19 protein-coding genes are annotated in these 19632 nt (G+C 66.3%); 8 read left to right on the forward strand and 11 right to left on the reverse strand.

Annotation, left to right across the window (positions count from 1 at the left end):
- The 3 genes from HCU64_RS05255 to HCU64_RS05265 are packed head-to-tail and all read left to right on the forward strand — an operon-like array spanning position 1 to position 2785.
- Positions 1 to 1095, forward strand: a complete 1095-nt coding sequence (locus HCU64_RS05255) for an ABC transporter ATP-binding protein (protein ID WP_233382689.1) — start codon at positions 1 to 3, stop codon at positions 1093 to 1095.
- Complete coding sequence (locus HCU64_RS05260) at positions 1092 to 2006, forward strand: ABC transporter permease (RefSeq protein ID WP_233382690.1); 915 nt, start codon at positions 1092 to 1094, stop codon at positions 2004 to 2006. The genes HCU64_RS05255 and HCU64_RS05260 overlap by 4 nt, the downstream gene beginning before the upstream one ends.
- Positions 2003 to 2785 carry an ABC transporter permease gene (locus HCU64_RS05265; RefSeq protein WP_233382691.1) on the forward strand — a complete coding sequence of 261 codons (783 nt, stop codon included), beginning with the start codon at positions 2003 to 2005 and terminating at the stop codon, positions 2783 to 2785. Before HCU64_RS05260 ends, HCU64_RS05265 begins: the two co-directional genes overlap by 4 nt.
- A 218-nt stretch (positions 2786 to 3003) precedes the next feature.
- On the opposite strand, the gene HCU64_RS05270 is transcribed toward HCU64_RS05265, so the two are convergent.
- The 4 genes from HCU64_RS05270 to HCU64_RS05285 all read right to left on the reverse strand — a co-directional run bounded on the left by HCU64_RS05270 (position 3004) and on the right by HCU64_RS05285 (position 6952).
- Positions 3004 to 3153, reverse strand: coding sequence for a DUF3309 domain-containing protein (locus HCU64_RS05270; protein ID WP_233382692.1), 150 nt, complete (start codon positions 3151 to 3153; stop codon positions 3004 to 3006).
- Between the two features lie 103 nt (positions 3154 to 3256).
- Complete coding sequence (locus tag HCU64_RS05275; protein ID WP_233382693.1) at positions 3257 to 4300, reverse strand: cysteine synthase A; 1044 nt, start codon at positions 4298 to 4300, stop codon at positions 3257 to 3259.
- Positions 4301 to 4362: 62 nt separating this feature from the next.
- Positions 4363 to 5985 carry an ABC-F family ATP-binding cassette domain-containing protein gene (locus HCU64_RS05280; protein ID WP_233382694.1) on the reverse strand — a complete coding sequence of 541 codons (1623 nt, stop codon included), beginning with the start codon at positions 5983 to 5985 and terminating at the stop codon, positions 4363 to 4365.
- 247 nt (positions 5986 to 6232) lie between these two features.
- Complete coding sequence (locus HCU64_RS05285; RefSeq protein WP_233382695.1) at positions 6233 to 6952, reverse strand: SDR family oxidoreductase; 720 nt, start codon at positions 6950 to 6952, stop codon at positions 6233 to 6235.
- 93 nt (positions 6953 to 7045) lie between these two features.
- Here HCU64_RS05285 and HCU64_RS05290 point away from each other — a divergent pair, with 93 nt between their 5' ends.
- Positions 7046 to 7954, forward strand: a complete 909-nt coding sequence (locus HCU64_RS05290) for a LysR family transcriptional regulator (protein WP_233382696.1) — start codon at positions 7046 to 7048, stop codon at positions 7952 to 7954.
- Positions 7955 to 7969: 15 nt separating this feature from the next.
- Here the strand turns inward: HCU64_RS05290 and HCU64_RS05295 are convergent, their stop codons facing one another.
- Entirely contained in the window at positions 7970 to 8179 is a 210-nt protein-coding gene (locus HCU64_RS05295) for a hypothetical protein (RefSeq protein ID WP_233382697.1), read from the reverse strand.
- Positions 8180 to 8671: 492 nt separating this feature from the next.
- A complete protein-coding gene (locus HCU64_RS05300; protein ID WP_233382698.1) occupies positions 8672 to 8860 on the reverse strand; it encodes a hypothetical protein in 189 nt (62 codons plus the stop codon).
- 276 nt (positions 8861 to 9136) lie between these two features.
- Between HCU64_RS05300 and HCU64_RS05305 the strand changes: the two genes are divergently transcribed.
- Together HCU64_RS05305 and HCU64_RS05310 are read left to right on the forward strand one after the other, a co-directional pair.
- Entirely contained in the window at positions 9137 to 10012 is an 876-nt protein-coding gene (locus HCU64_RS05305) for an outer membrane protein (RefSeq protein WP_233382699.1), read from the forward strand.
- A 159-nt stretch (positions 10013 to 10171) separates the two neighbouring features.
- On the forward strand, positions 10172 to 11482 hold the full coding sequence (locus HCU64_RS05310; RefSeq protein ID WP_233382938.1) for a hemolysin family protein: 1311 nt from the start codon (positions 10172 to 10174) through the stop codon (positions 11480 to 11482).
- Here HCU64_RS05310 and HCU64_RS05315 read toward each other — a convergent pair whose 3' ends face one another.
- On the reverse strand, positions 11483 to 12550 hold the full coding sequence (locus tag HCU64_RS05315) for a phytanoyl-CoA dioxygenase family protein (RefSeq protein WP_233382700.1): 1068 nt from the start codon (positions 12548 to 12550) through the stop codon (positions 11483 to 11485). It abuts the gene before it with no gap.
- 146 nt (positions 12551 to 12696) lie between these two features.
- The gene (locus tag HCU64_RS05320; protein WP_233382701.1) at positions 12697 to 13500 is read right to left on the reverse strand and encodes an AraC family transcriptional regulator; all 804 of its coding nucleotides are present in this window, start codon (positions 13498 to 13500) and stop codon (positions 12697 to 12699) included.
- Positions 13501 to 13619: 119 nt separating this feature from the next.
- Between HCU64_RS05320 and HCU64_RS05325 the strand changes: the two genes are divergently transcribed.
- Positions 13620 to 14846 carry an MFS transporter gene (locus tag HCU64_RS05325; RefSeq protein WP_233382702.1) on the forward strand — a complete coding sequence of 409 codons (1227 nt, stop codon included), beginning with the start codon at positions 13620 to 13622 and terminating at the stop codon, positions 14844 to 14846.
- A 24-nt stretch (positions 14847 to 14870) separates the two neighbouring features.
- On the opposite strand, the gene HCU64_RS05330 is transcribed toward HCU64_RS05325, so the two are convergent.
- The 3 genes from HCU64_RS05330 to HCU64_RS05340 all read right to left on the reverse strand — a co-directional run bounded on the left by HCU64_RS05330 (position 14871) and on the right by HCU64_RS05340 (position 18295).
- Positions 14871 to 16001 carry a DUF2778 domain-containing protein gene (locus HCU64_RS05330; RefSeq protein ID WP_233382703.1) on the reverse strand — a complete coding sequence of 377 codons (1131 nt, stop codon included), beginning with the start codon at positions 15999 to 16001 and terminating at the stop codon, positions 14871 to 14873.
- 210 nt (positions 16002 to 16211) lie between these two features.
- Complete coding sequence (locus HCU64_RS05335) at positions 16212 to 17585, reverse strand: thermonuclease family protein (RefSeq protein ID WP_233382704.1); 1374 nt, start codon at positions 17583 to 17585, stop codon at positions 16212 to 16214.
- 26 nt (positions 17586 to 17611) lie between these two features.
- The gene (locus HCU64_RS05340) at positions 17612 to 18295 is read right to left on the reverse strand and encodes a hypothetical protein (RefSeq protein ID WP_233382705.1); all 684 of its coding nucleotides are present in this window, start codon (positions 18293 to 18295) and stop codon (positions 17612 to 17614) included.
- Between the two features lie 344 nt (positions 18296 to 18639).
- Here HCU64_RS05340 and HCU64_RS05345 point away from each other — a divergent pair, with 344 nt between their 5' ends.
- A complete protein-coding gene (locus HCU64_RS05345) occupies positions 18640 to 19581 on the forward strand; it encodes a lipid kinase (protein ID WP_233382706.1) in 942 nt (313 codons plus the stop codon).
- The last annotated feature ends 51 nt before the right edge of the window (positions 19582 to 19632 follow it).

Below are 19632 nucleotides of genomic sequence, written 5' to 3' on the forward strand. Positions count from 1 at the left end.
GTGCAGGCTCCGTCCCCAATCACCGCCGCGTCCCTGTTGCGCATCGAGCGCGTCACCAAGACGTTCGGCACTCATCGAGCCGTCGACGAAGTCTCGCTCGACCTCGCGGCGGGGGAGTTCCTCTGCCTGCTCGGGCCCTCGGGCTGCGGGAAGAGCACGCTGCTGCGCGTGCTCGCCGGGTTCGAGACGCCGGATTCCGGCGCCATCACCCTCGACGGCGAGGACCTCACCCGACTGCCGCCGCACCGGCGACCGGTGAACATGATGTTCCAGTCCTATGCACTCTTTCCGCATATGAGCGTGGCCAGAAACCTCGCCTATGGGCTGCAGGGCCTCGGACTCGACCGGGGCCAGATTGCCGAGCGCGCCCAGAAGCTCCTGCGGCTGGTGAAGCTCGACGGCTTCGAGGATCGCCGCCCCGACAAGCTCTCCGGAGGACAGCGCCAGCGCGTGGCGCTCGCCCGTGCGCTGGCCCGCGAGCCACGCCTGCTCCTCCTCGACGAACCGCTCGGAGCGCTCGACCGCGCCCTGCGCGAGGAGACTCAGGCCGAGTTGCGTGCCATCCAGCGCCGTCTCGGCACCAGCTTCGTCGTTGTCACGCATGATCCAGAAGAGGCGATGGCGCTCGCCGACCGCATCGTCGTGATGGATCGCGGGCGGATCGTGCAGGTGGGTCCGGCCCGTGAACTCTACGAGCGCCCGGCGAACCGCTTCGTCGCCGGCCTCCTCGGCGACGTGAACCTGATCGCGGGTACGCTCGGTCCGGAAGAGGGCGAGGTGCGCGGCGTCCACACCGCCTTCGGGCACTTCAGCGCCCTGCCCTCGTCGGCCGTTTCAGAAGCATCAGAAGGCGCGAAGGTCGTGCTGGCCCTTCGGCCTGAGCGGCTGCAGCTCGGCACCGGCGAGAACACACTCTCGGGCACGCTCGTCGACGCCGCCTATCTCGGCGACCGGGTGCGCCGGCAGATCCGCATGGCGGACGGCGCTGTCCTGCGCGCCAGCGCGAGCCTGCCCGGTGATCCCGGCGATAGCGGCATCGGCCAGCCCATCAGTCTCGCTTTCGCGGCGCAGGCTGGCTGGATCCTGCCGGCATGAGCGGCAAGGCCGCCTGCCCGCTCGGACGCTGGCTGGTGCGGGCGTTGCCCCTCGCCTGGCTCGCCCTGTTCTTCCTGGTGCCCTTCGTCATCACCGTGAAGATCAGCTTCTCGACCCCAGCGACGGCCCAGCCGCCCTACCTGCCGGTGATCGACTGGAGCAGCGGCATCCAGGGCTGGCGCGAGTTCTTCTACGCGCTCGATCTCACCAACTATCAGATGTTGGCGGCCGACTCCCTCTATTGGGAGGCGACGTTGTCCTCGCTCGTCTACGCGACGGCCGCCACCGCCGTCCTCGTCCTGATCGGCACGCCGATGGCGCTCGCCATGGCGCGGGCGAGCGAGCGGATGCAGCCCCTGCTCGTCGCGCTGGTGGTGGTGCCGTTCTGGACGAGTTTTTTGATCCGGATCTATGCCTGGATCGCGATCCTGAAACCCGAGGGCCTGCTCAACGCGGCGCTGATGAAGCTCGGGCTGATCGCCCAACCGCTCGAGATCCTGAACACGCCGCTGGCGGTGATGATCGGGCTCACCTATGCCTACCTGCCTTTCATGGTGCTGCCGCTCTACGCGGTGTTGAGCCGGCTAGACCCGTCGCTCCCGGAGGCCGCGGCCGATCTCGGCGCTTCTCGCACCCGGATTTTCCGCACGGTGACGCTGCCGTTGACGATGCCAGGATTAGTGGCTGGGGCGCTGCTCTGCTTCATTCCGATGGTCGGCGAGTTCATCATCCCCGACCTGCTCGGCGGCTCCGAGACGCTGATGCTCGGCCGCATGCTCTGGATCGAATTCTTTTCGAACCGCGATTGGCCGATCGCCTCGGCCGTGGCCGTGCTGCTTCTCATCCTCATCGTCGGCCCCGTCATCGTATTCCGCGGTGCGGAGGAGAGGCGCGAGGAGGCGCTGCGATGACTGGCTTCAATCGCCTCGCGCTGACGCTCGGTCTCGGCTTCCTCTACGCACCAATCGCGGTGTTGGTCGTCTACTCATTCAACGACTCGCGCCTGGTCACGGTCTGGGGCGGCTTCTCGACGCGCTGGTACGGTGTGCTGCTGAACGACGGGCCGTTGCTCGCCTCGGCCTTGGTCTCGCTGAAGGTGGCCTGTCTCTCGGCCGCCATCGCGGCGACTCTCGGCACGCTGGCAGCCTTTGCTCTCGATCGGCACGGCCGCTTCACCGGACGCGGTACCTTCACCGGCCTGCTCTATGCACCGATGGTGATGCCAGAGGTGATTACCGGGCTGTCGCTGCTGCTGCTCTTCGTCGGCGTCGATATGGAGCGCGGCACGCTGACCATCGTCATCGCGCATGCCACCTTCGGCATCGGCTTTGTCGCGGTAGTGGTCGGCGCGCGGCTGAATGGGCTCGACCGCTCCCTGGAGGAGGCCGCCGCCGATCTCGGGGCGGGGCCGCTCAGGGTGTTCTTCACGGTGACGCTGCCGCTGCTCGCACCCTCGCTCGCGGCGGGCTTCCTGCTCGCCTTCACGCTCTCGCTGGACGATCTCGTCATTGCGAGCTTCGTGTCGGGGCCGGGGGCGACGACGCTACCGATGCGGCTCTACAGTCAGGTCCGGCTAGGCGTGAATCCCGAGATCAACGCGGCCTCGACCCTGCTCGTCGCCGCGATCAGCCTCGTGGTGCTCGGCGCCTCCTGGCTCAGCGCCCGCAGAGGCAGGACGAGTACCGTCTGAGCGCCGAAGCCGCAGGCCGACCTGCGAGCTCGGTTAAGAAATGCTTCACGTGAAACATTCGCGCCGATCGATCGGGCGGATTCTCTCCTTCCCCTTGCGGGGCGAAGCCGGAGGTGGGGATGGTGCAAGAGGCACCACAGCGCTCGATCCTGCGCCAACCCCCACCCCGGACCCCTCCCCGCAAGGGAGAGGGGACTAGCGCCTTTTCCGAGACCGACTCAGATCCGCCCGGTCAGCAGCAACACGATCAGCACGATCAGCAGGATGCCGCCCAAGCCGAAGCCAGGGCCGCGATAAGCACCGCCGCCGAGGAAGTTACCACCGCCGAACGCCATCAGGATCAGGATGATGAGAAGGATGGTCAGCATGGACGAGAACTCCGGGTGCTCAGGCACCGTCGCCTGAGCTAGACCGTGCAAACGCCGCGATGTCGCAGAACGTTCACATGATTCTTCGAAGTTCTTCCGCTGCTTAGGCCTCGGCTCGCCAATCGGGCAATGCGCCACCGGATTCAGCGCCGAGCCAATCCGGCGTCGGCAGGCCCTTTTCCTTCAGAAAGTCGGGATTGAACAGCTTGGAGGCGTAACGGGCCGCACCGTCACAAAGGATGGTCACGATGGTGTGACCCGGCCCGAGATGGCGCGCCAGCCGGATCGCTCCAGCAACGTTGATGCCCGATGAGCCACCGAGGCTCAGCCCCTCGTCCTGCATAAGCTGGAAGACCTCGGCCACGGCCTCGGTGTCGGGGATGCGGAATGAAACGTCCGGCTTGAACCCTTCGAGATTCTTGGTGATGCGGCCCTGCCCGATACCCTCGGTGATCGAAGAGCTTTCGGCCTTGAGGGTGCCGGTCGTGTAGTAGGCGTGCAAAGCCGAGCCATCGGGATCGGACAGGGCGATGGTCATACCGGGCTTCCTCGCCCGGAGGGCCTCGGCGATGCCAGCCAGCGTTCCGCCGGTACCACAGGCGCAGACGAAGCCGTCCACCGTGCCGTCTGTCTGCTCGAAGATCTCCGGGCCGGTATGATCGATATGCGCCTGTCGATTGGCGACGTTGTCGAACTGGTCCGCGAAGAAGGCGCCAGCCGACTCGGTCGCCGCGAGCTTCTCCGCGAGGCGGCGCGCAGCGTGAACGTAGTTGTTGGGGTTTGAGAAGGGCACCGCCGGCACCTCGACGAGGCGGGCACCCGCGAGGCGCAGCGTCGCCTTCTTCTCGGCCGACTGAGTCTCGGGAATTACGATCACCGTGCGATAGCCACGCACCGCAGCCACCAGCGCCAGCCCGATGCCGGTATTGCCGGCCGTGCCCTCGACGATAGTGCCGCCCGGCCGGATCAGCCCCTTCGCCTCCGCATCCTGTACGATGGACAGCGCTGCCCGGTCCTTCACCGAGAGCCCGGGATTCAGGAACTCGGCCTTGCCGAGGATTGTGCAGCCCGTCTCCTCGGAGGCGCGGGCGAGCCGGATCAGCGGGGTACCGCCGATCGCGGCCAGGACATCGGATTTCGTCTGCATGGAAGCCGGTTTAAGCGGAGCCGGGCGGCTTGGCGAGCGTCCGATCCCTCACAATGCGCAGCTCAACTCCGCAAACCCGGCGCCTCTTGGCCCGTGCGCGCAACGTACTCCGTATACCCACCGCCATATTGTTGGATGCCTTCTGGCGTCAGCTCCAGGAGGCGGTTCGAAAGTGCGGCGAGGAAGTGCCGGTCGTGGCTCACGAAGAGCATGGTGCCCTCGTAGTTCGAGAGCGCCGTGATCAGCATCTCTTTGGTGGCGATGTCGAGGTGGTTGGTCGGCTCGTCGAGCACCAGAAAATTCGGCGGATCGTAAAGCATCTTGGCCATGACCAGCCGGGCCTTCTCGCCGCCGGACAGCACGCGGCAACGCTTCTCGACGTCGTCGCCCGAGAAGCCGAAGGCGCCGGCGAGCGCGCGCAGCGACCCCTGCCCGGCCTGCGGGAAGCTCGACTCCAGGTCCTCGAAGATGGTGAGGTCGCCGTCGAGCAGGTCCATGGCGTGCTGGGCGAAGTAGCCGAGCTTCACGCTGCCGCCGACCGTCACCGTGCCGGAATCGGGCTCGGCGGTGCCGGTGACGAGCTTCAGCAGCGTCGACTTGCCGGCGCCGTTGACGCCCATGATGCACCAGCGTTCCTTGCGCCGGATCGAGAAGTCGAGCCCCTCGTAGATCGTCCGGTTGCCGTAGCTTTTGTGCACGTTCTTGAGCATGGCGACGTCGTCGCCGGAGCGCGGCGCCGTCTGGAACTCGAAGGCGACGCTCTGCCGGCGCTTGGGCGGCTCGACCCGCTCGATCTTGTCGAGCTTCTTCACACGGCTTTGGACCTGTGCCGCGTGGCTGGCGCGGGCCTTGAACCGCTCGATGAACTTGATCTCCTTCGCCAGCATCGCCTGCTGGCGCTCGAACTGTGCCTGCTGCTGGCTCTCGTTCAGGGCGCGCTGCTGCTCGTAGAAGGCATAGTCGCCGGAATAGGTGGTGAGCTGGCCGCCATCGATCTCGATGACCTTGCCGACGATGCGGTTCATGAACTCGCGGTCGTGCGAGGTCATCAGCAGGGCGCCGTCGTAGTTCTTGAGGAAGTCTTCGAGCCAGATCAGGCTTTCGAGATCGAGATGGTTCGACGGCTCGTCGAGCAGCATCACGTCGGGGTTCATCAGCAGGATGCGGGCGAGCGCCACGCGCATCTTCCAGCCGCCCGAGAGCTTGCCGACGTCACCGTCCATCATCTCCTGGGAGAAGCCGAGCCCGGAGAGCACCTCGTAGGCCTTACCCTCCAGCGCATAGCCGCCGAGCTCCTCGAAGCGCGACTGGATCTCGCCGTAGCGCTCTATCACGGCCTCCATCTCGTCGGCCTTGTCGGGATCGGCGAGATTGGCCTCGACGAGCTTCAGCTCCGCCGCGACGTCGCTCACCGCGCCAGCGCCGGCCATCACCTCAGAGACGACCGAGCGGCCGGACATCTCGCCGACATCCTGGCTGAAATAGCCGATCGTGGTGCCGCGCTCGGCCGCGACCTGGCCCTCGTCGGGCTCCTCCTGCCCGGTGAGCAGGCGGAACAGCGTGGTCTTGCCGGCGCCGTTCGGCCCGACGAGCCCGGCTTTCTCGCCCTTCTGCAGGGCGGCCGAGGCTTCGATGAAGACGATCTGCCGGCCGTTCTGCTTGCCGATCTTGTCGAGGCGTATCATGCCGTCCGCGGAATCTTGGGGGATTTCGCGCGGACTTACGGCATGGGCCGGGCAGGCGGAAGTGGCGCGGGAGCCACCCTGCCCTTCGGCCACGCATCGTTGCCCATAGAAGCCATCGGCTCTCCTCCCCCTTGCGGGGAGGAGTTGGAGGTGGGGGTGGTGCAGGAGGCATCGCAGCGCTCTATCCTGAACCACCCCCACCCCTGGCCCCTCCCCGCAAGGGGGAGGGGAACCCAGTCCACGCCGCTCAGGCGAGCAGGCCGCCGCCATCGACGTGCAGCACCTGGCCGGACACGTAGGTCTGGCGCATCAGGTAGGTGTAGGCCTGGGCGATCTCCTCGGCCTCGCCGACATGCCCCACGGGCAGGCGCTTCGACTCGGCGGCGTAGAAGGCGTCGCGGGAGGCCGCATCCATGCCGTCCCAGAGCGGCGTCCTCACCACGCCCGGGGCGACGACGTTGACGCGCAGCGGGGCGAGTTCGACGGCCAGCGCCCGGGTCAGGCCTTCCATCGCGCCGCAGATGCTCGCCGCGATGCCCCAACCCGAGCCCGGCCGCGCCCCGGCCGTCCCCGAAGTGAGCACGATGGAGCCGGTGGTTCGCAGGTGGCGGCGCGCGGCCTTCGCGGCGGTGAGGGCGCCCCAGTAGCGCAACTCGAAGAAGCTGCGTGCCGCGGCGATGTCCATGCCGTCGAGCGGCATCAGCCGCAGGTTCTCGGCTGCCGTGTAGACGAGGTGATCGATCGCGCCGGTCTCCTCGAAGAAGGCTTCGACGGCGGACGCCTTCGACACGTCGAGGACCCGTCCCTGCGACCACACCGGCAGCATCGCGAGCGCGGCATCGAGCCGGGTCTGGCTGCTGGAGGCAATCGTCACGCGGGCGCCCTCGCCGGCCGTCGCCTGCGCCACGGCGAGGCCGATGCCGGACGATCCGCCGAGGATCACCACGTCTGTATCACTCAAGGTCATGTCTCGTCTCCTCTGTGGTGAGTACAGTCTCTGCTCGACAGGGAGATGCTGCCAGCGCATCCTCGTCCGCTCTATGATGACTAGGACTCATCGATGGATTTCGATGCGCGGCTGCTCTCCGGGATCGGCGTCATGGTCGCCGTGGTGGAGCAGGGCGGCTTCACGCAGGCGGCGGACTCCCTACGGCTGACGCCCTCCGGGGTGAGCCGTGCCGTGGCACGGCTGGAGGAGAGGCTCGGATCCAGGCTGTTCCACCGGACGCCCCGTGCGGTCACGCTCACCGAGGAGGGCGAGCGCTTCCATGCCGAGGTGCTGCCGCTGCTCGGCGCGATCACGGATGCCGCCGCCGGGCTCGCCGAGAGCGGCCGGACCGTCAGGGGACGCCTGAAGGTCAATGCCGATCCCTGGTTCGCCCGCGTCGTGTTGGCCCCTCGCCTGCCCGAGCTGATGGAGCGGCATCCGCTGCTCTCGCTCGATCTCGTCGTCACCAACCATCTGGAGGAGATGATGGCCGGCGGCGTCGACGTGGCGATCCGCTTCGGCGAGCCGGAGCCGTCGAGCCTCATCGCCCGCAAGCTGCTGGAGACGCGGGTCGTGACCTGCGCGGCGCCGGCCTATCTCGCGCGGCGGGGAGAACTGCACCATCCGTCGGAGATGGCTGCCCACGAGGCCCTGCTCTTTCGCGATCCGCAGACCGGCCGGCCTTTCCCCTGGGAATTCCAGCGCGCCGGCGAAGTGATCTCTCCGAAGGTGAGCGGCCGCACCGTCACCGACGATCCCTCCGCGGCGCTGGCCGCCTGCGAGGCCGGCCTCGGCCTGTTCCAGAGCTTCGCGCTCGGGCTCAAGCCCTGGCTGGAGAGCGGCCGCCTCGTGCCGGTGTTGGCCGACTGGGCCGACGAACGCTTCCCCCTCTACGCGTTCACGCCCTCGCGAAAGCACGCACCGGCGAAGCTGCGTGCTTTCCTGGACTTCGTGCAGGAGGTTTGCGGCAGGGACGGCTAGAGCGTCGAAACCGCGTCAGCCGTCGAGGTAGCCGGTCTTGCGCAGCTCTTCCGCCACCGCTTCGAAATAGGCCTCGCCCTGCGAGAGCAGGTACGGGGAGGGCACGGGATCGACCTCGAACACGCTCTCGATCGCTGGATCGGGGGAGCGCGATCCGGAGAGCGGCGTCGTGCCGATCCCCAGAAAACTCGCTGCAGTGAGAACCACTTCGCTGACCGAGATCATGGCCGAAAGCCCTCCGCGGCGCGAGTCGCTGCCGCTGGAGATAAGCGTTGACGGGATTGTAACGATTTCGCGGCGAATCGCGCCGGCATTTTGAAAAATTCAGCTTGGGGCAAGGTTTCGCGGGCCAGTGTGGTCCGTGCGCGACGGGCACCGTGACCTTGTTGCATCGCACCCGAATCCAGTGCCGGTTTCGGGCCTCGTGATGCCCAAGCGTGGCAGCAAGCCGCCGCCCAACCCGCTACACACCCCGCTCCCGATTCTCACCCAAAGCGTTCGAGACCCCCATGACGGTGATCGCCCTCGTTCTCGCCGGAAACCTGGCCCTCGCCGGGCTCTTTTCCCTCGTCGCTGTAGCCTTCGACTGAGTTTCCCGCGCTCACGTCGCGGCGGGAGGCTCGCCGCTTCGCACCTTCGATCTTCCGTCCGATAAAAAGAGGGCCGCCCGATCTCTGGATCGTGGCGGCCTTTGTCTTTCCTGCCCGGATATGAAGATCAGCGCGGCGACGTCTGCAACTTGGCGAGCAGCGCCTCGAGCCGCTCGCTGACCGGTTCGGTGAGGGTGGCAGCGTAGTGAGAGCGGAGGGTCTTGCCGAGGTGGCGGCGAATCCCGGCGCTGAGAGGCGGGATGTCGGCGCTTTGCGGCGGCAATTCGGTCCTCGCATCGAGCTGGATCTTGGCCATGGAACCACTCCCCGCGCGACGCCAACAGCTGCGTCCTCAGAGCGATCCTGGAGCCGGTTGGTTAAAAACGCTTTTACGACAAATGGTGCGGATCCCGTTCACGATGATGCCCGACATGTGCGCCGGCCCGCATATCGACTGGAGCGCTTAGAAACGCGCTGCATCGAATGCGCCGTCGGACCCGATCGGACCTGTCGAAATATCTCGCCATCGGGTCGGTGGCCGGCTTCGTCAGCCGGTAAACCTACGTTAAGCGTAGCGCTGCACAATCCAGGCATGGCGACGTCGTCATTCCCACGCTCGGCCGCCAGGTTCGGGCTCACCCTGGCGCTCGTGCCAGCTCTCGGGCAAGCTTGGGCGGCCGACTTGCCTTTGCGCTCGTCTCTCCCGCCGATGATGGATCTGCCGCCTGCGGCACCGGCCCCGGATTGGACGGGGTTCCACCTCGATCTCGACGCCGGCTACACCCACACCGGCAGTCAACCTCTCAGAACCACCGGCACCAATCCCCTGGAACAGGCTCTGATCGATATCGGAGGGGTTGGCCGCGTCACCATGCCGTCGAGCTCCTTCGTGTTGAGAGGCGGCATCGGCTACGATCTGCAGCCGGTGCCGGGCTCCGGTCTCGTGGCGGGTCTGGTGGCGGATGCGCTCTACACGGACCAGAAACGCGACCGTACGGCCGCCTTTGCCTTCGGCGGTAACGACGTCAGCCTCGCCGCACACCAATCGCTGGACTTCCTCGGCACCGCGCGCGGCCGACTCGGCTACGGGATCGGCCCGTTACTGGTCTACGGCACGGGTGGTCTCGCCTACGGCCGTGTCGGGCTCTCTGCCAGGACCACGCTCGCCGGCAGCGCCTATACCGGAATCTACGACGGCGGCAGCCACAGCGGCATCGAGACCGGATACGTCTATGGCGGCGGAATCGAATGGATGGCGCCGGGCGGCCTGATGCCGGGCCAACTCGCCTTCAAGCTAGAATATCTGCGCTACGATCTCGGAAATCGCACCGTCACCGTGAATGGGATGGGTCCGTATTTCGGGCCCGGCGGTATCGGGCAGCTCGGTCATACCGCCAACGCCGTGTTCCGCACCGAAGGTCAGCTCGTCACCGCCGGCCTGACCTATCGCTTCTCCGGGGCGAATTGAGCTGGATCATCTGGTCGATCGCCTCGCGATCTCGCGGACTGGAATGCGAACGTGCCCCTTGGCCCATTTCCGTCACCACGCAAACCGTTTCCACTTTTTCGCAGCCTGCTCTAAGCGGCGAAGGCCGCGCTCACGCGGTGGAATGCCCCGGAGGGCGCGATTTTCAGCGACGGCTGGTCTACGGGGCTCGGGCTGCTGGCGGTCCTAGCACTTGTTCTCGCCAACGGCTTCTTCGTCGCGGCGGAGTTTTCCCTCGTCGCCGTGCGGCGCTCCCGCGTGGCGGAACTCGTCAACGAGAGGCGACTGAACGCAGCCGCCTTGCAGCGGGCGACCGACCGGCTCGACGCTCATCTCGCCGCAACGCAGCTCGGTATCACCATCTCCTCGCTGGCGCTCGGCTGGGTCGGCGAGCCGGCGCTCGCCCACCTGATCGAACCCCTCTTCGCTTGGCTGCCCGAGAAATTCGCCGGCATAGGCGCGCATACGCTCGCGGTAGCCATCGCCTTCGTCGTGATCACCGCGCTGCACATCGTGCTCGGCGAGCTGGCGCCGAAAAGCCTGGCGCTTCAGCGCAGCGAGCGCACGGCGCTGGCGATCGTTCGACCGCTCTCGCTGTTCCTGCTGATTTTTCGGCCTGCGATCATGTTTCTCAACGGGCTCGGCAACGGCGTATTGCGGCTGATGGGCCTGCAACCGGGATCGGGAGAAGAGAACCTGCCCTCGCCGGCCGAGCTGAGCCTTCTCGTCACCGCCAGCCAGGAGGCCGGCTTCCTGCACGAGGCGCAGGAGGACGCGGTCGCCCGCATCCTGGCGCTCGGCGACCGGCGCATTCGTGAGATCGTGACGCCAAGGAACGAGGTCGACTGGGTCGATCTCGACGACGAGCAAGAAGACATCGTCAAGGCGATCCGCGAGTGCCGCCATGAGCAGATCGTGGTGAGCCGCGGCCAGATCGACGACGTGGTTGGCGTGCTGAGGAAGCAGGACCTACTCGATCAGTTCCTCGACGGCCGCCCACTTAAGGTGGAGGCGGCGATGCGCGAGCCGATCGTCGTGCACGAGGGGCTCGCCATCCTCAAGGTTCTGGAAGCGTTCCGCACCAAGCCGGTGCGCATGGCGATCGTCGTCGACGAATACGGCAGCCTGGAGGGCATCGTTACCCAGACCGACCTCCTCGAAGCCATGGCCGGCGAGATTCCGGAGCCTGGCGAAGAAGCCATGGTGATCGAGCGCGAGGACGGCTCACTGCTCATGGACGGCATGATGCCGGCCGGCGAAGCCTTCGACCGTCTCGGCTTCTCGGAAAGACCGCGCTCGGGCGAATTCTCCACGCTGGCCGGCTTCGTTATCGTCGAACTCGGCCACATCCCAGCCGAGGGAGATGCCATCGAGGCCCAGGGCTGGCGCCTCGAAGTGATCGACATGGATGGCCGGCGCATCGACAAGCTGCTGGTGCAGCGCGTGCAGTAGCTACGAGCGGCCGATCCGTCGAAGCGGCGCCGTGATGCGCCAGGAAAGGGAAGATTTCAGGCGCTCGTTGCGGTCGATCTGTTCCTGGAGCTTGGCTTCCAGTGCAGCAATCCGATCCTCGAACACGAGCGACTGACCCTCGCGCATCTGCCTGGCCCGCCCTGCCGCCTCTTCGACGAAGCGCGGATCCACTGAGCGTCCGCCAACGACGTTGGTCATCGGCTCGCCAGTGCCGATGTCGGTCGGCTGACGGTACTGGATACTGCCGTGGAAGGGGTCCGTGTGGAATGGCGTGTAATACGCGCAATCCTCGAAGAAGTAGTGTGTGACCTGCGACCAGCGCGTCTTCGCCTTGTCCAACTGACGGTCGCCGCCATGGAGAATGCTCGATACCCAGATCAGTGCCTGTCCCTTGCGAGCCAGAAAGCGCTCAGGCTTGCTCTGATGAGCCGCGAGGAGTGCATCCCAGACCAAACCGTATTTCGCGGTGCTTCCTCCGCCATGGGCCGTGACGCCGAAATGCTCGTTTTGGAAGCTCGGCCAGTTTTGCGTGCCTGGATAGTAGAAGAGCGGGCCAGCATCGCTATCGATATCTTCCAGCGCGACCCATACCCCGCACATGAACTTTGCGGGCATCGATGCGAAGTGGCTTTCGTCGGAATGTACGCGTTGTTGGGTGCCGACCGGGAAGTTTAGCGTCTGAAATGGCTTGGCCCTGCGCCCGTACAGGTCGGAGAGGAGGGCGAGAATCGCCGGATTCATGGCGATCGCCTTGACGTCCGAGTTCGTTCTCCACGCGTCCTGTACGCGCAGTCCCTCGTTTCGCTCGAAGCCGCCGCGGTCGCGCCATTCCGCCCAGTCGAACGTATCGTTGAGAGCGTTTCGAATCGAAGCGGCGCGTTCGGTGAAATCCGGATCGGGAAAATCGATGACAGCGTATCCCGTCTCACGCAGTGCCTCGGCGATCGCCAGATTTTCGGGCCTGATCTGATGACCGAAGCCCGGGCGATCAAAAAACGGGCTATCGAAGGCCGGTATGCCCGGCAGCAGGTTCTCGGTACTCTGCATCGCCCCGCTCACAATCGTTTTGTGCCGTCTTCGAACGGCTATGTCGTTTGCTGGACTTATCCGCGTGCTCTGCCGATCGTTCAAGAGTACCTATCTGAGAACCGAGCCCCCGACGGGCAGCGTCAGTCGACAGCAGCAGGCTTGCCTCAAGCCTCGCGGCGAACGGTGGACGGCGCCGTGTTCCTCAGCCCCAGATAGGCCAGCGGGGAGTGCCCGAAAGCCCGCTTGAACATGATCGTGAACGCAGCGGGGTTCTCGTAGCCAAGGTCCATCGCCACCGTGGTCACCGCCTCGCCCGCAGCGAGCCGGGGCATCGTGCTGAGCAGGCAGGCCTGCTGCCGCCAGGCGACAAAGCTCAGCCCGGTTTCGCGCCGAAAAAGCCGCGTGAAGCCGCGCCGGCTCATCCCGAGCGCCCGGCTCCAATCGTCGATCGTCTCATGGATGCCCGGCCGCTGGACGAAAAGTCGGCAGCGCGCCGCCAGCGCTCCGTGCGCCGGGTAGGGCAGCGACAGCGGCAGGCTCGGCAGCCGCCGCATCTCGTGCCCGATCAGCTCCATCAACGCGCCCGAGCGGCCAGTCAGTTCGTATTCGAGCGGCAGATTCAGGGCCTCGGTCATCAAGGCGCGCATGAACGGTGAAATCCCGACGACCTGACAATGTTTGGGCATGTCCGGAACCGAATCCGGCTCGAGATAGAGGCTCTGCACGCTCACCGCTCCCACGGTGTGCACTCGGTGCTCCACGGCAGGCGGGATCCACATGCCGCGTTGAGGTGGCATCACCCATCGGCCCTCGGGCGTCGCGAGCACGAGGACGCCCGTGGCACTTGAGATCAGCTGGCCGCGCCGATGTTTGTGAAGATCGATGACGTGCCCGTCCGCGTAGATCCGTCCGAGCGCGATGATGGGACGAGAGATGTGATCGACTGCGTCGATCGGCAGATGCGGCACGCTGGCCCACTCGCGTATGAAATAGGCCCAACTGTGGTGGCAGGCCGTACCCGGGCTTCCTACCCTGCCCCCGTGCCCGCCGCAAAAGGCGGGGCGAGAGACGAGATCAGAGGTCAGCCGTGTCCGTTGCCGCCGTGTCCCTCGCACCCAGCCGCGCGAGGACGGTCTTTCCCGTGCTGTTGGCGGCGAGCGTCTGCCATCTGCTGAACGACATGCTGCAGGCGCTACTACCGGCCGTCTATCCAATCCTGCAGGGGAGCTTCGATCTCAGCTTCGCGCAGGTCGGATGCCTGACCTTCGTCTATCAGATGACTGCGTCGATCCTGCAGCCCTTCATCGGGCACTTCACCGATCGGCGACCAATGCCGTACTCGCTGCCCTTCGGCATGGCCTCATCGATGGCGGGATTGCTGACGCTCGCCTTTGCGCCGAGCTACGCATTGCTGCTCGTCGGCGGCATGCTGCTGGGCATCGGCTCGTCGATCTTCCATCCGGAATCCTCGCGCATCGCCCGGCTGGCCTCGGGCGGATCGCACGGGCTGGCTCAGTCGCTGTTCCAGGTCGGCGGCAATTTCGGCTCGGCGCTCGGGCCGCTTGCTGCCGCCTTCGTGGTGCTGCCGCGCGGGCAGAGCGGACTTGCATGGTTCGCGCTCGCCGCGATCGGCGGCATCGTCATCCTAAGCGGGCTGGGACACTGGTACCGTACCAACGTCCGCACGAACCGCTCCGCGGGCAAGGCTCCCGCGCGTCACCCCACTTTGTCGCGCGGACAGGTCACGAAGGCCATGGCCGTCCTGATCGCGCTCCTGTTCTCGAAGTACATCTATCTGGCGTGCTTCACGAGCTACTACACCTTCTACCTGATCGAGCGGTTCGGCCTCTCGACGAAGTCGGCGCAGATCTGCCAGTTCGTGTTCTTCGCCGCCGTCGCGGCCGGGACGATCGCCGGCGGTCCTATCGGCGACAGAGTCGGCCGCAAGCTCGTGATCTGGGTCTCGATTCTCGGTGTCCTGCCCTTCTCGGTGGCGCTGCCTCATGCCGGGCTGGCGTCGACGATCGCGCTCAGCGTCGCGATCGGCTTCGTGATCTCCTCGGCCTTCCCGGCCATCGTGGTCTACGGCCAGGAGTTGATGCCCGGCCGGGTGGGCATGGTCTCGGGCCTGTTCTTTGGCTTCATCTTCGGCATCGGCGGGATCGCCGCAGCGATGCTCGGAACGCTGGCGGACTGGAAGGGAATCTCCTTCGTCTTCTCGCTCTGCTCGTTCCTTCCGGGGCTCGGCATCCTGACGGTGCTTCTGCCGAACCTGCACGGTTCCGAGGCCAGAGCCGGCAATGCCACCGCATAGAGTGGCGGAGGCCGGGATTCGCTGTCACTCCGCCGAGGCGCTGGCTCCGAACAGCCGGCTTGCGAAGCTCGGTGTCCTGTCGCCCTTGTAGCCCGCCACCACCACGACACGGCGGACTTCGCCGTTGAGATAGGCAGCGAGGAAGCGCGGGTAGTTGCGGAACGAGATGCAGCCGTTCGACGCGCCTGTCGGACCGAGCATGTAGGTATGTGTGAGCAGGCCGTTGCGGTTGTAGATCGAACTCGCACCACCGACCGGGTTCAGGCGCAGCGCACGCACGCCATGAAACAGCGCCTCGCGCTGGGTGAGGTCATAGGTGCCGGGTGGGGTCGAGCCACGCATGCGGCGGTGAACGTCATGCGGGTTGTCGAAGCTGGAGCCGAGGCCGGAATGAGCCTCCAGCACCTCGCCGCTCGGCAGCGTCACACGGCCGGCACTGATGTCGTAGACCGCCGTTCCGCCACCGGCCTGCGGGGCAGGGGAGGCGCGGCGTGAGCTGGTACCCAGGCTGTTCGCGTCGACGCCGGCATAAGCAAGCGCTTGCTGCTGCTCGGCTCCGGGTTTCGCGCCGAAGACGGTATCGAAGAAGGAGCGATCGGCTTCCTCGTTCTGCTGCTGCTGCGCAACGGAGCGGCTGCGCGGTATCACCGAGCGCTCGGCGAGACGAGCGACGGCCGGCGTCGGCACAGCCATCAAGTCGGAGGGTCGGCGGACCGGCAGCGGCACGGTCTGCGGAGCCGCCGTCGGCGTGACTAAGGCGGTCTGCTGCACTTGCGGCTGTTGGCGCGGGGCTTTCGCCTGCTCGGACACGGCCGCGACGACCGCGGGCTTCGGCACGATGGCCTTGGCGACAGGCTCGAAAGCAGAGGTCAGGGTCGCAACTTGGCGCATGTTCTGGACGCGGCTGCCTAGCGCCGGTGTCGGATCGAACAGCCAGGCATTGCGCTCAGGAGAAGGGGCGACGGCCTGCGAGGTCATCGCTTCCGGCTCGGCTGGGTTCGGCGCCTGGGTCGCTTCGGGCTTGGCGGAGAACCGAGGCAGAGCCCCGACGATGATCGCTGCGGCGGCAGTCATGGCCAGCAGGTCGGCGCGAAACCGGCGACGGCGGCGGGGACGGCGAGCAAAGCGAACGGACGAATACGCGTCGTCGATCATGCGGGCGGTACTCGGATACGCGTATCCCGCGCGGAGACCGTTCGGCCACGCATCGCTCGATCGAGCGAATACGCTGGCTGAACCGGCCAACTCCTCCGTCAGGGAAACATCAACCTTAACTGACCGCCATTGAGCGCTGTTTTGGTTAATCTCCGCTAAATCGAGACGGGACTTCCTGCAGATATTGTCGAGCGGGCGATCGAGGGGTCGCTACCGCTTCCAAACCCCGAGCCGTTCGGTTCGGGCATGGTCCTCGGCGGCGACGAGGTCGGGGGAGGCTTCGGAGGAAGCTCGGCCGCCACCGTTAAAAAGCACGACCTCCGAGAGATCGCGTCCCTCGATCGTGCAGAGGAATGCGCTCGAGCCCTGTGCCGGCCGGCATGTTATCGAGCGGCCGCGGATATACTTGGTCAGTTCGTCCGCCTGACCGCCGCGCACCCATTCGACGCCGAACAGATGGATGACCTTGCCTGCAACTTTCAGCGTTGCAGTGTCGATCACCTGGGGCACGCCGGCGAGGTCGTTGGGCTTACGAGGTGGTTCGTCGACCGGTGCGGCTTCGGCATCCTCGGGGGCAGGCTCCGGGGGACGCGAGGCTGGATCGTTCCGCGTCTCGGGAATCGGCTTCGCCGCATCCGCTGCAGGTTTCGGGTCTTCTGCAGAGGGTTTGGGAGCGTCTGTCGCCGGCTTCGGCTCGTCCTTGGGCTCGGTGCGGTTCTCCGCTGTCTGCGGAGTGGGCGTCGACCTGCCATCACCGCGCTGCAAGGTCATCATCACCACCACTCCGATCACGAGCACGGTGGCGGCAGCGAGGCCGATAAAGGCGAGGCGGTGGAGGTCGAAGGCTTGCCAGTCGATCGCCGTTAGAGCGGCGCGTCCACGCTGGGCGAGCCCGCCCTTGGTGTTCGGTTCGGCAGGAGGAATGGTCGGGATGAAATCCGGTGACTTGGGCTTGGCCACCTCGCTCGTCGCGGTCGCCGCTGGGGCCGGCTCTGGCCTTGCCTTGAAGCGTTCGCCGAGTTGGCGGCGCCAGGACTCGAACCGTCCACTTGCCGCGGTGGCAAACGTGCGGCCACGTTCGGCCGAGTTCGTCGCCAAGGTTTTCGCCAGGGCCGACTGCGTCTCGACGAAGCGCGCGCCGGCGGCTTTGACGTCGGCTAGCGTGTCGTGCGGTGGCTCGGGCGGTGGAGGCGGAACGGTGTCGACCGTTTCAGGCTCAGGCGGTGTCGCGAACAGGTCGGGATGGCGCTCGCGCAGTTCGGCAACGAGACCGCGCAGGGTCATCGGCGCCGTGACGTCACCGCCGTCTTCCGCGCCGGCATCACTGTCTCGAAGAAGGCGCGTCTCTCCGTTGCGGTCGATTACCCGGTAGCCGGGTTCCTCCGACGTCGGTTCCAGCTCGGCCTCGGCGAGCAGTTCCAGGGTGCGCCGGGCCAACGGCATGGCGTGCTGGCGCTCGAGTTCCGTTCGGATCAGGCCACGGAGCCGTTCGTCGTCATCCGGGGTAGGACCACGCTTCGGCGACGGACCATCGCCCATGCGTTTCACCTCGTCTTGCACCGTGTCGGCAGCGTCGGCCGTCATTCCGTCATCGTCTCCAGAGGCCCCGGTCAGGCCCCACCCCCGCGCTCGGCCGAATCGAAAGCAAGTCTGCCGCGGCGCAGCACTCGACTCGTCTCCGAGACGATCACCGGGTGCTCACCCGCGAAGCTGACGGCCAGCGTGAGTTCCGACAAGCCCTGCGACCGGGCACCTCGGGCCGGATTCTCGGCCTGAAAGCCGAAGATCGTATGCACGACGCAAGTCGCGCTGGCTGCGCTGCACGTCGTGCGCATCGCGCCACTCTGCGGCTTGTAGCGCCGCTCAGGCCAACGTTGGACGAAGCGCCGCTTGTCGGCCATCAGCGCGGCGAGACTCATGGACCGGCCGTGGAAGCGCACGTGGTTGCCGTAGAAGCGAGGAGCGGATGCGAGCATCGCATCGTTCCGGGCGGAGACGCTGTCGAGATAGTCGCTCGTCAGTCTCTGCGCCTGTCCCGCCCAATCGGTGAAGCGTGGATCGGGGGTTGTGTCGATCTCGGACGGCGGCGTTGTGGGCCGGTGACCGTAGCGACGTGTCACATCACGATGGCGGTGCTCGACGACGCGATGTGCATGCTGGGCCGAAGGCCGGTTGGCCGTCTGCGACGGCGTCCGTTCCTGCTTCGTGGAAGCCTGCGTGTCCTTGGCCTCCGACTTCGCCGGAGGATCGACCCAGCTGGAGGTCGATTCGGCGCGGGCTGGAGTCTGCGCCATCAGTAAGCCAGTCAGGCAAGACGAAGCCAGAATCGAACAGAGGCGCATGGCGTTACCGGGGCTTGGGCGCATCGTCTTCATGTCAGGCATGTAAGTCGTGCCGCCGCGACAGGCGAGGGAGGCTTCCGCCCCAACTCTCGACGTGGTCGACAGGGTTCCACGATCTGCGGCCTTGTCGAAGGACTGAGCATCCCCACGTTGTAGGGGATGGGTCCGGGCCCCTCTGGCGGTCGAGGCGTCGACCGTGATGTCGGGCCCCCTCGCGCCTCGCGCCTCGCGCTCACGCCGCGCATCCGGGCTGTCGATCCGTTGGTTTCATTCCTCGCATGTCCCATGGGTCTCGGATGACCGAGGCGAGCGCGCGGCCGCGCCGCGCCCTGTTGATGGTCAATCCGCGCGCCCGCAACGGCGGCGTCCCGCTCGATGCCATTAGTGACAGACTGCGCCGCGGCGGTATCGAGCCGGTCGAGCCACCGGACACGGCCGGGGCCCAGGCCGATTGCAGCGCCGCGATCATCCGCTCGGCCGGCGGGTGCGACCTGATCATCCTCGGCGGCGGCGATGGCACCTTGAACGCGGCTGCGCCCGCCTTGATCAAAACCGGGCTTCCCTTGGGGATCCTGCCGCTCGGTACTGCCAACGACCTCGCCCGCTCTCTAGGCCTGCCCCTCGACCCATTGGCAGCGGCCGAGGCTATCGTCACGCGGCAGCCTCAGCCGGTCGATCTCGGCTGGGTGAATGGCCACTATTATTTCAACGTCGCCAGCATCGGCTTTTCGGCCGACCTCGCCGGGGAACTCACGGCGGAGGCCAAGAAAACCTGGGGCACGCTCGGTTACGCCATCGCCGCCTTCCGGCTGCTGCGCCGTGCACGACCCTTCTCGATCACCATCGAACATGACGGCACCATCGAGAAGGTCACGACGATCCAGGCCTCGGTCGGCAACGGGCGTCATTACGGTGGCGGCATGACGGTCTCGGAGGATGCCACCGTCGATGACGGTAAGCTCGACTTCTACAGCCTCGAAGTCGACCATTGGTGGCGGCTGATCGCTCTCTTGCCGGCCCTCCGTCGCGGCACGCATGGCCAGGCCACCGATGTGCGCGCCTTCTCCACCACCGAGATCGTGCTTCGCACCAAGAAGCCGCGTCCGGTGAACACCGATGGCGAACTCGCCACGCATACGCCCGCTCATTTCAAGGTGATGCCGAAGGCCGTGCGAATCTTCGCCCCGCCGCGGACTGAACGACCGGCGACGATCGTCGGCTTCCGGATGCCGTTCTAGCACATCAGGCTTTGATATCTCGCGTGGAAGATCCCCACGAACTCTGAGAGG

This window comes from Methylobacterium sp. C25, from assembly GCF_021352225.1.
Classification (GTDB): Bacteria; Pseudomonadota; Alphaproteobacteria; order Rhizobiales; family Beijerinckiaceae; genus Methylobacterium.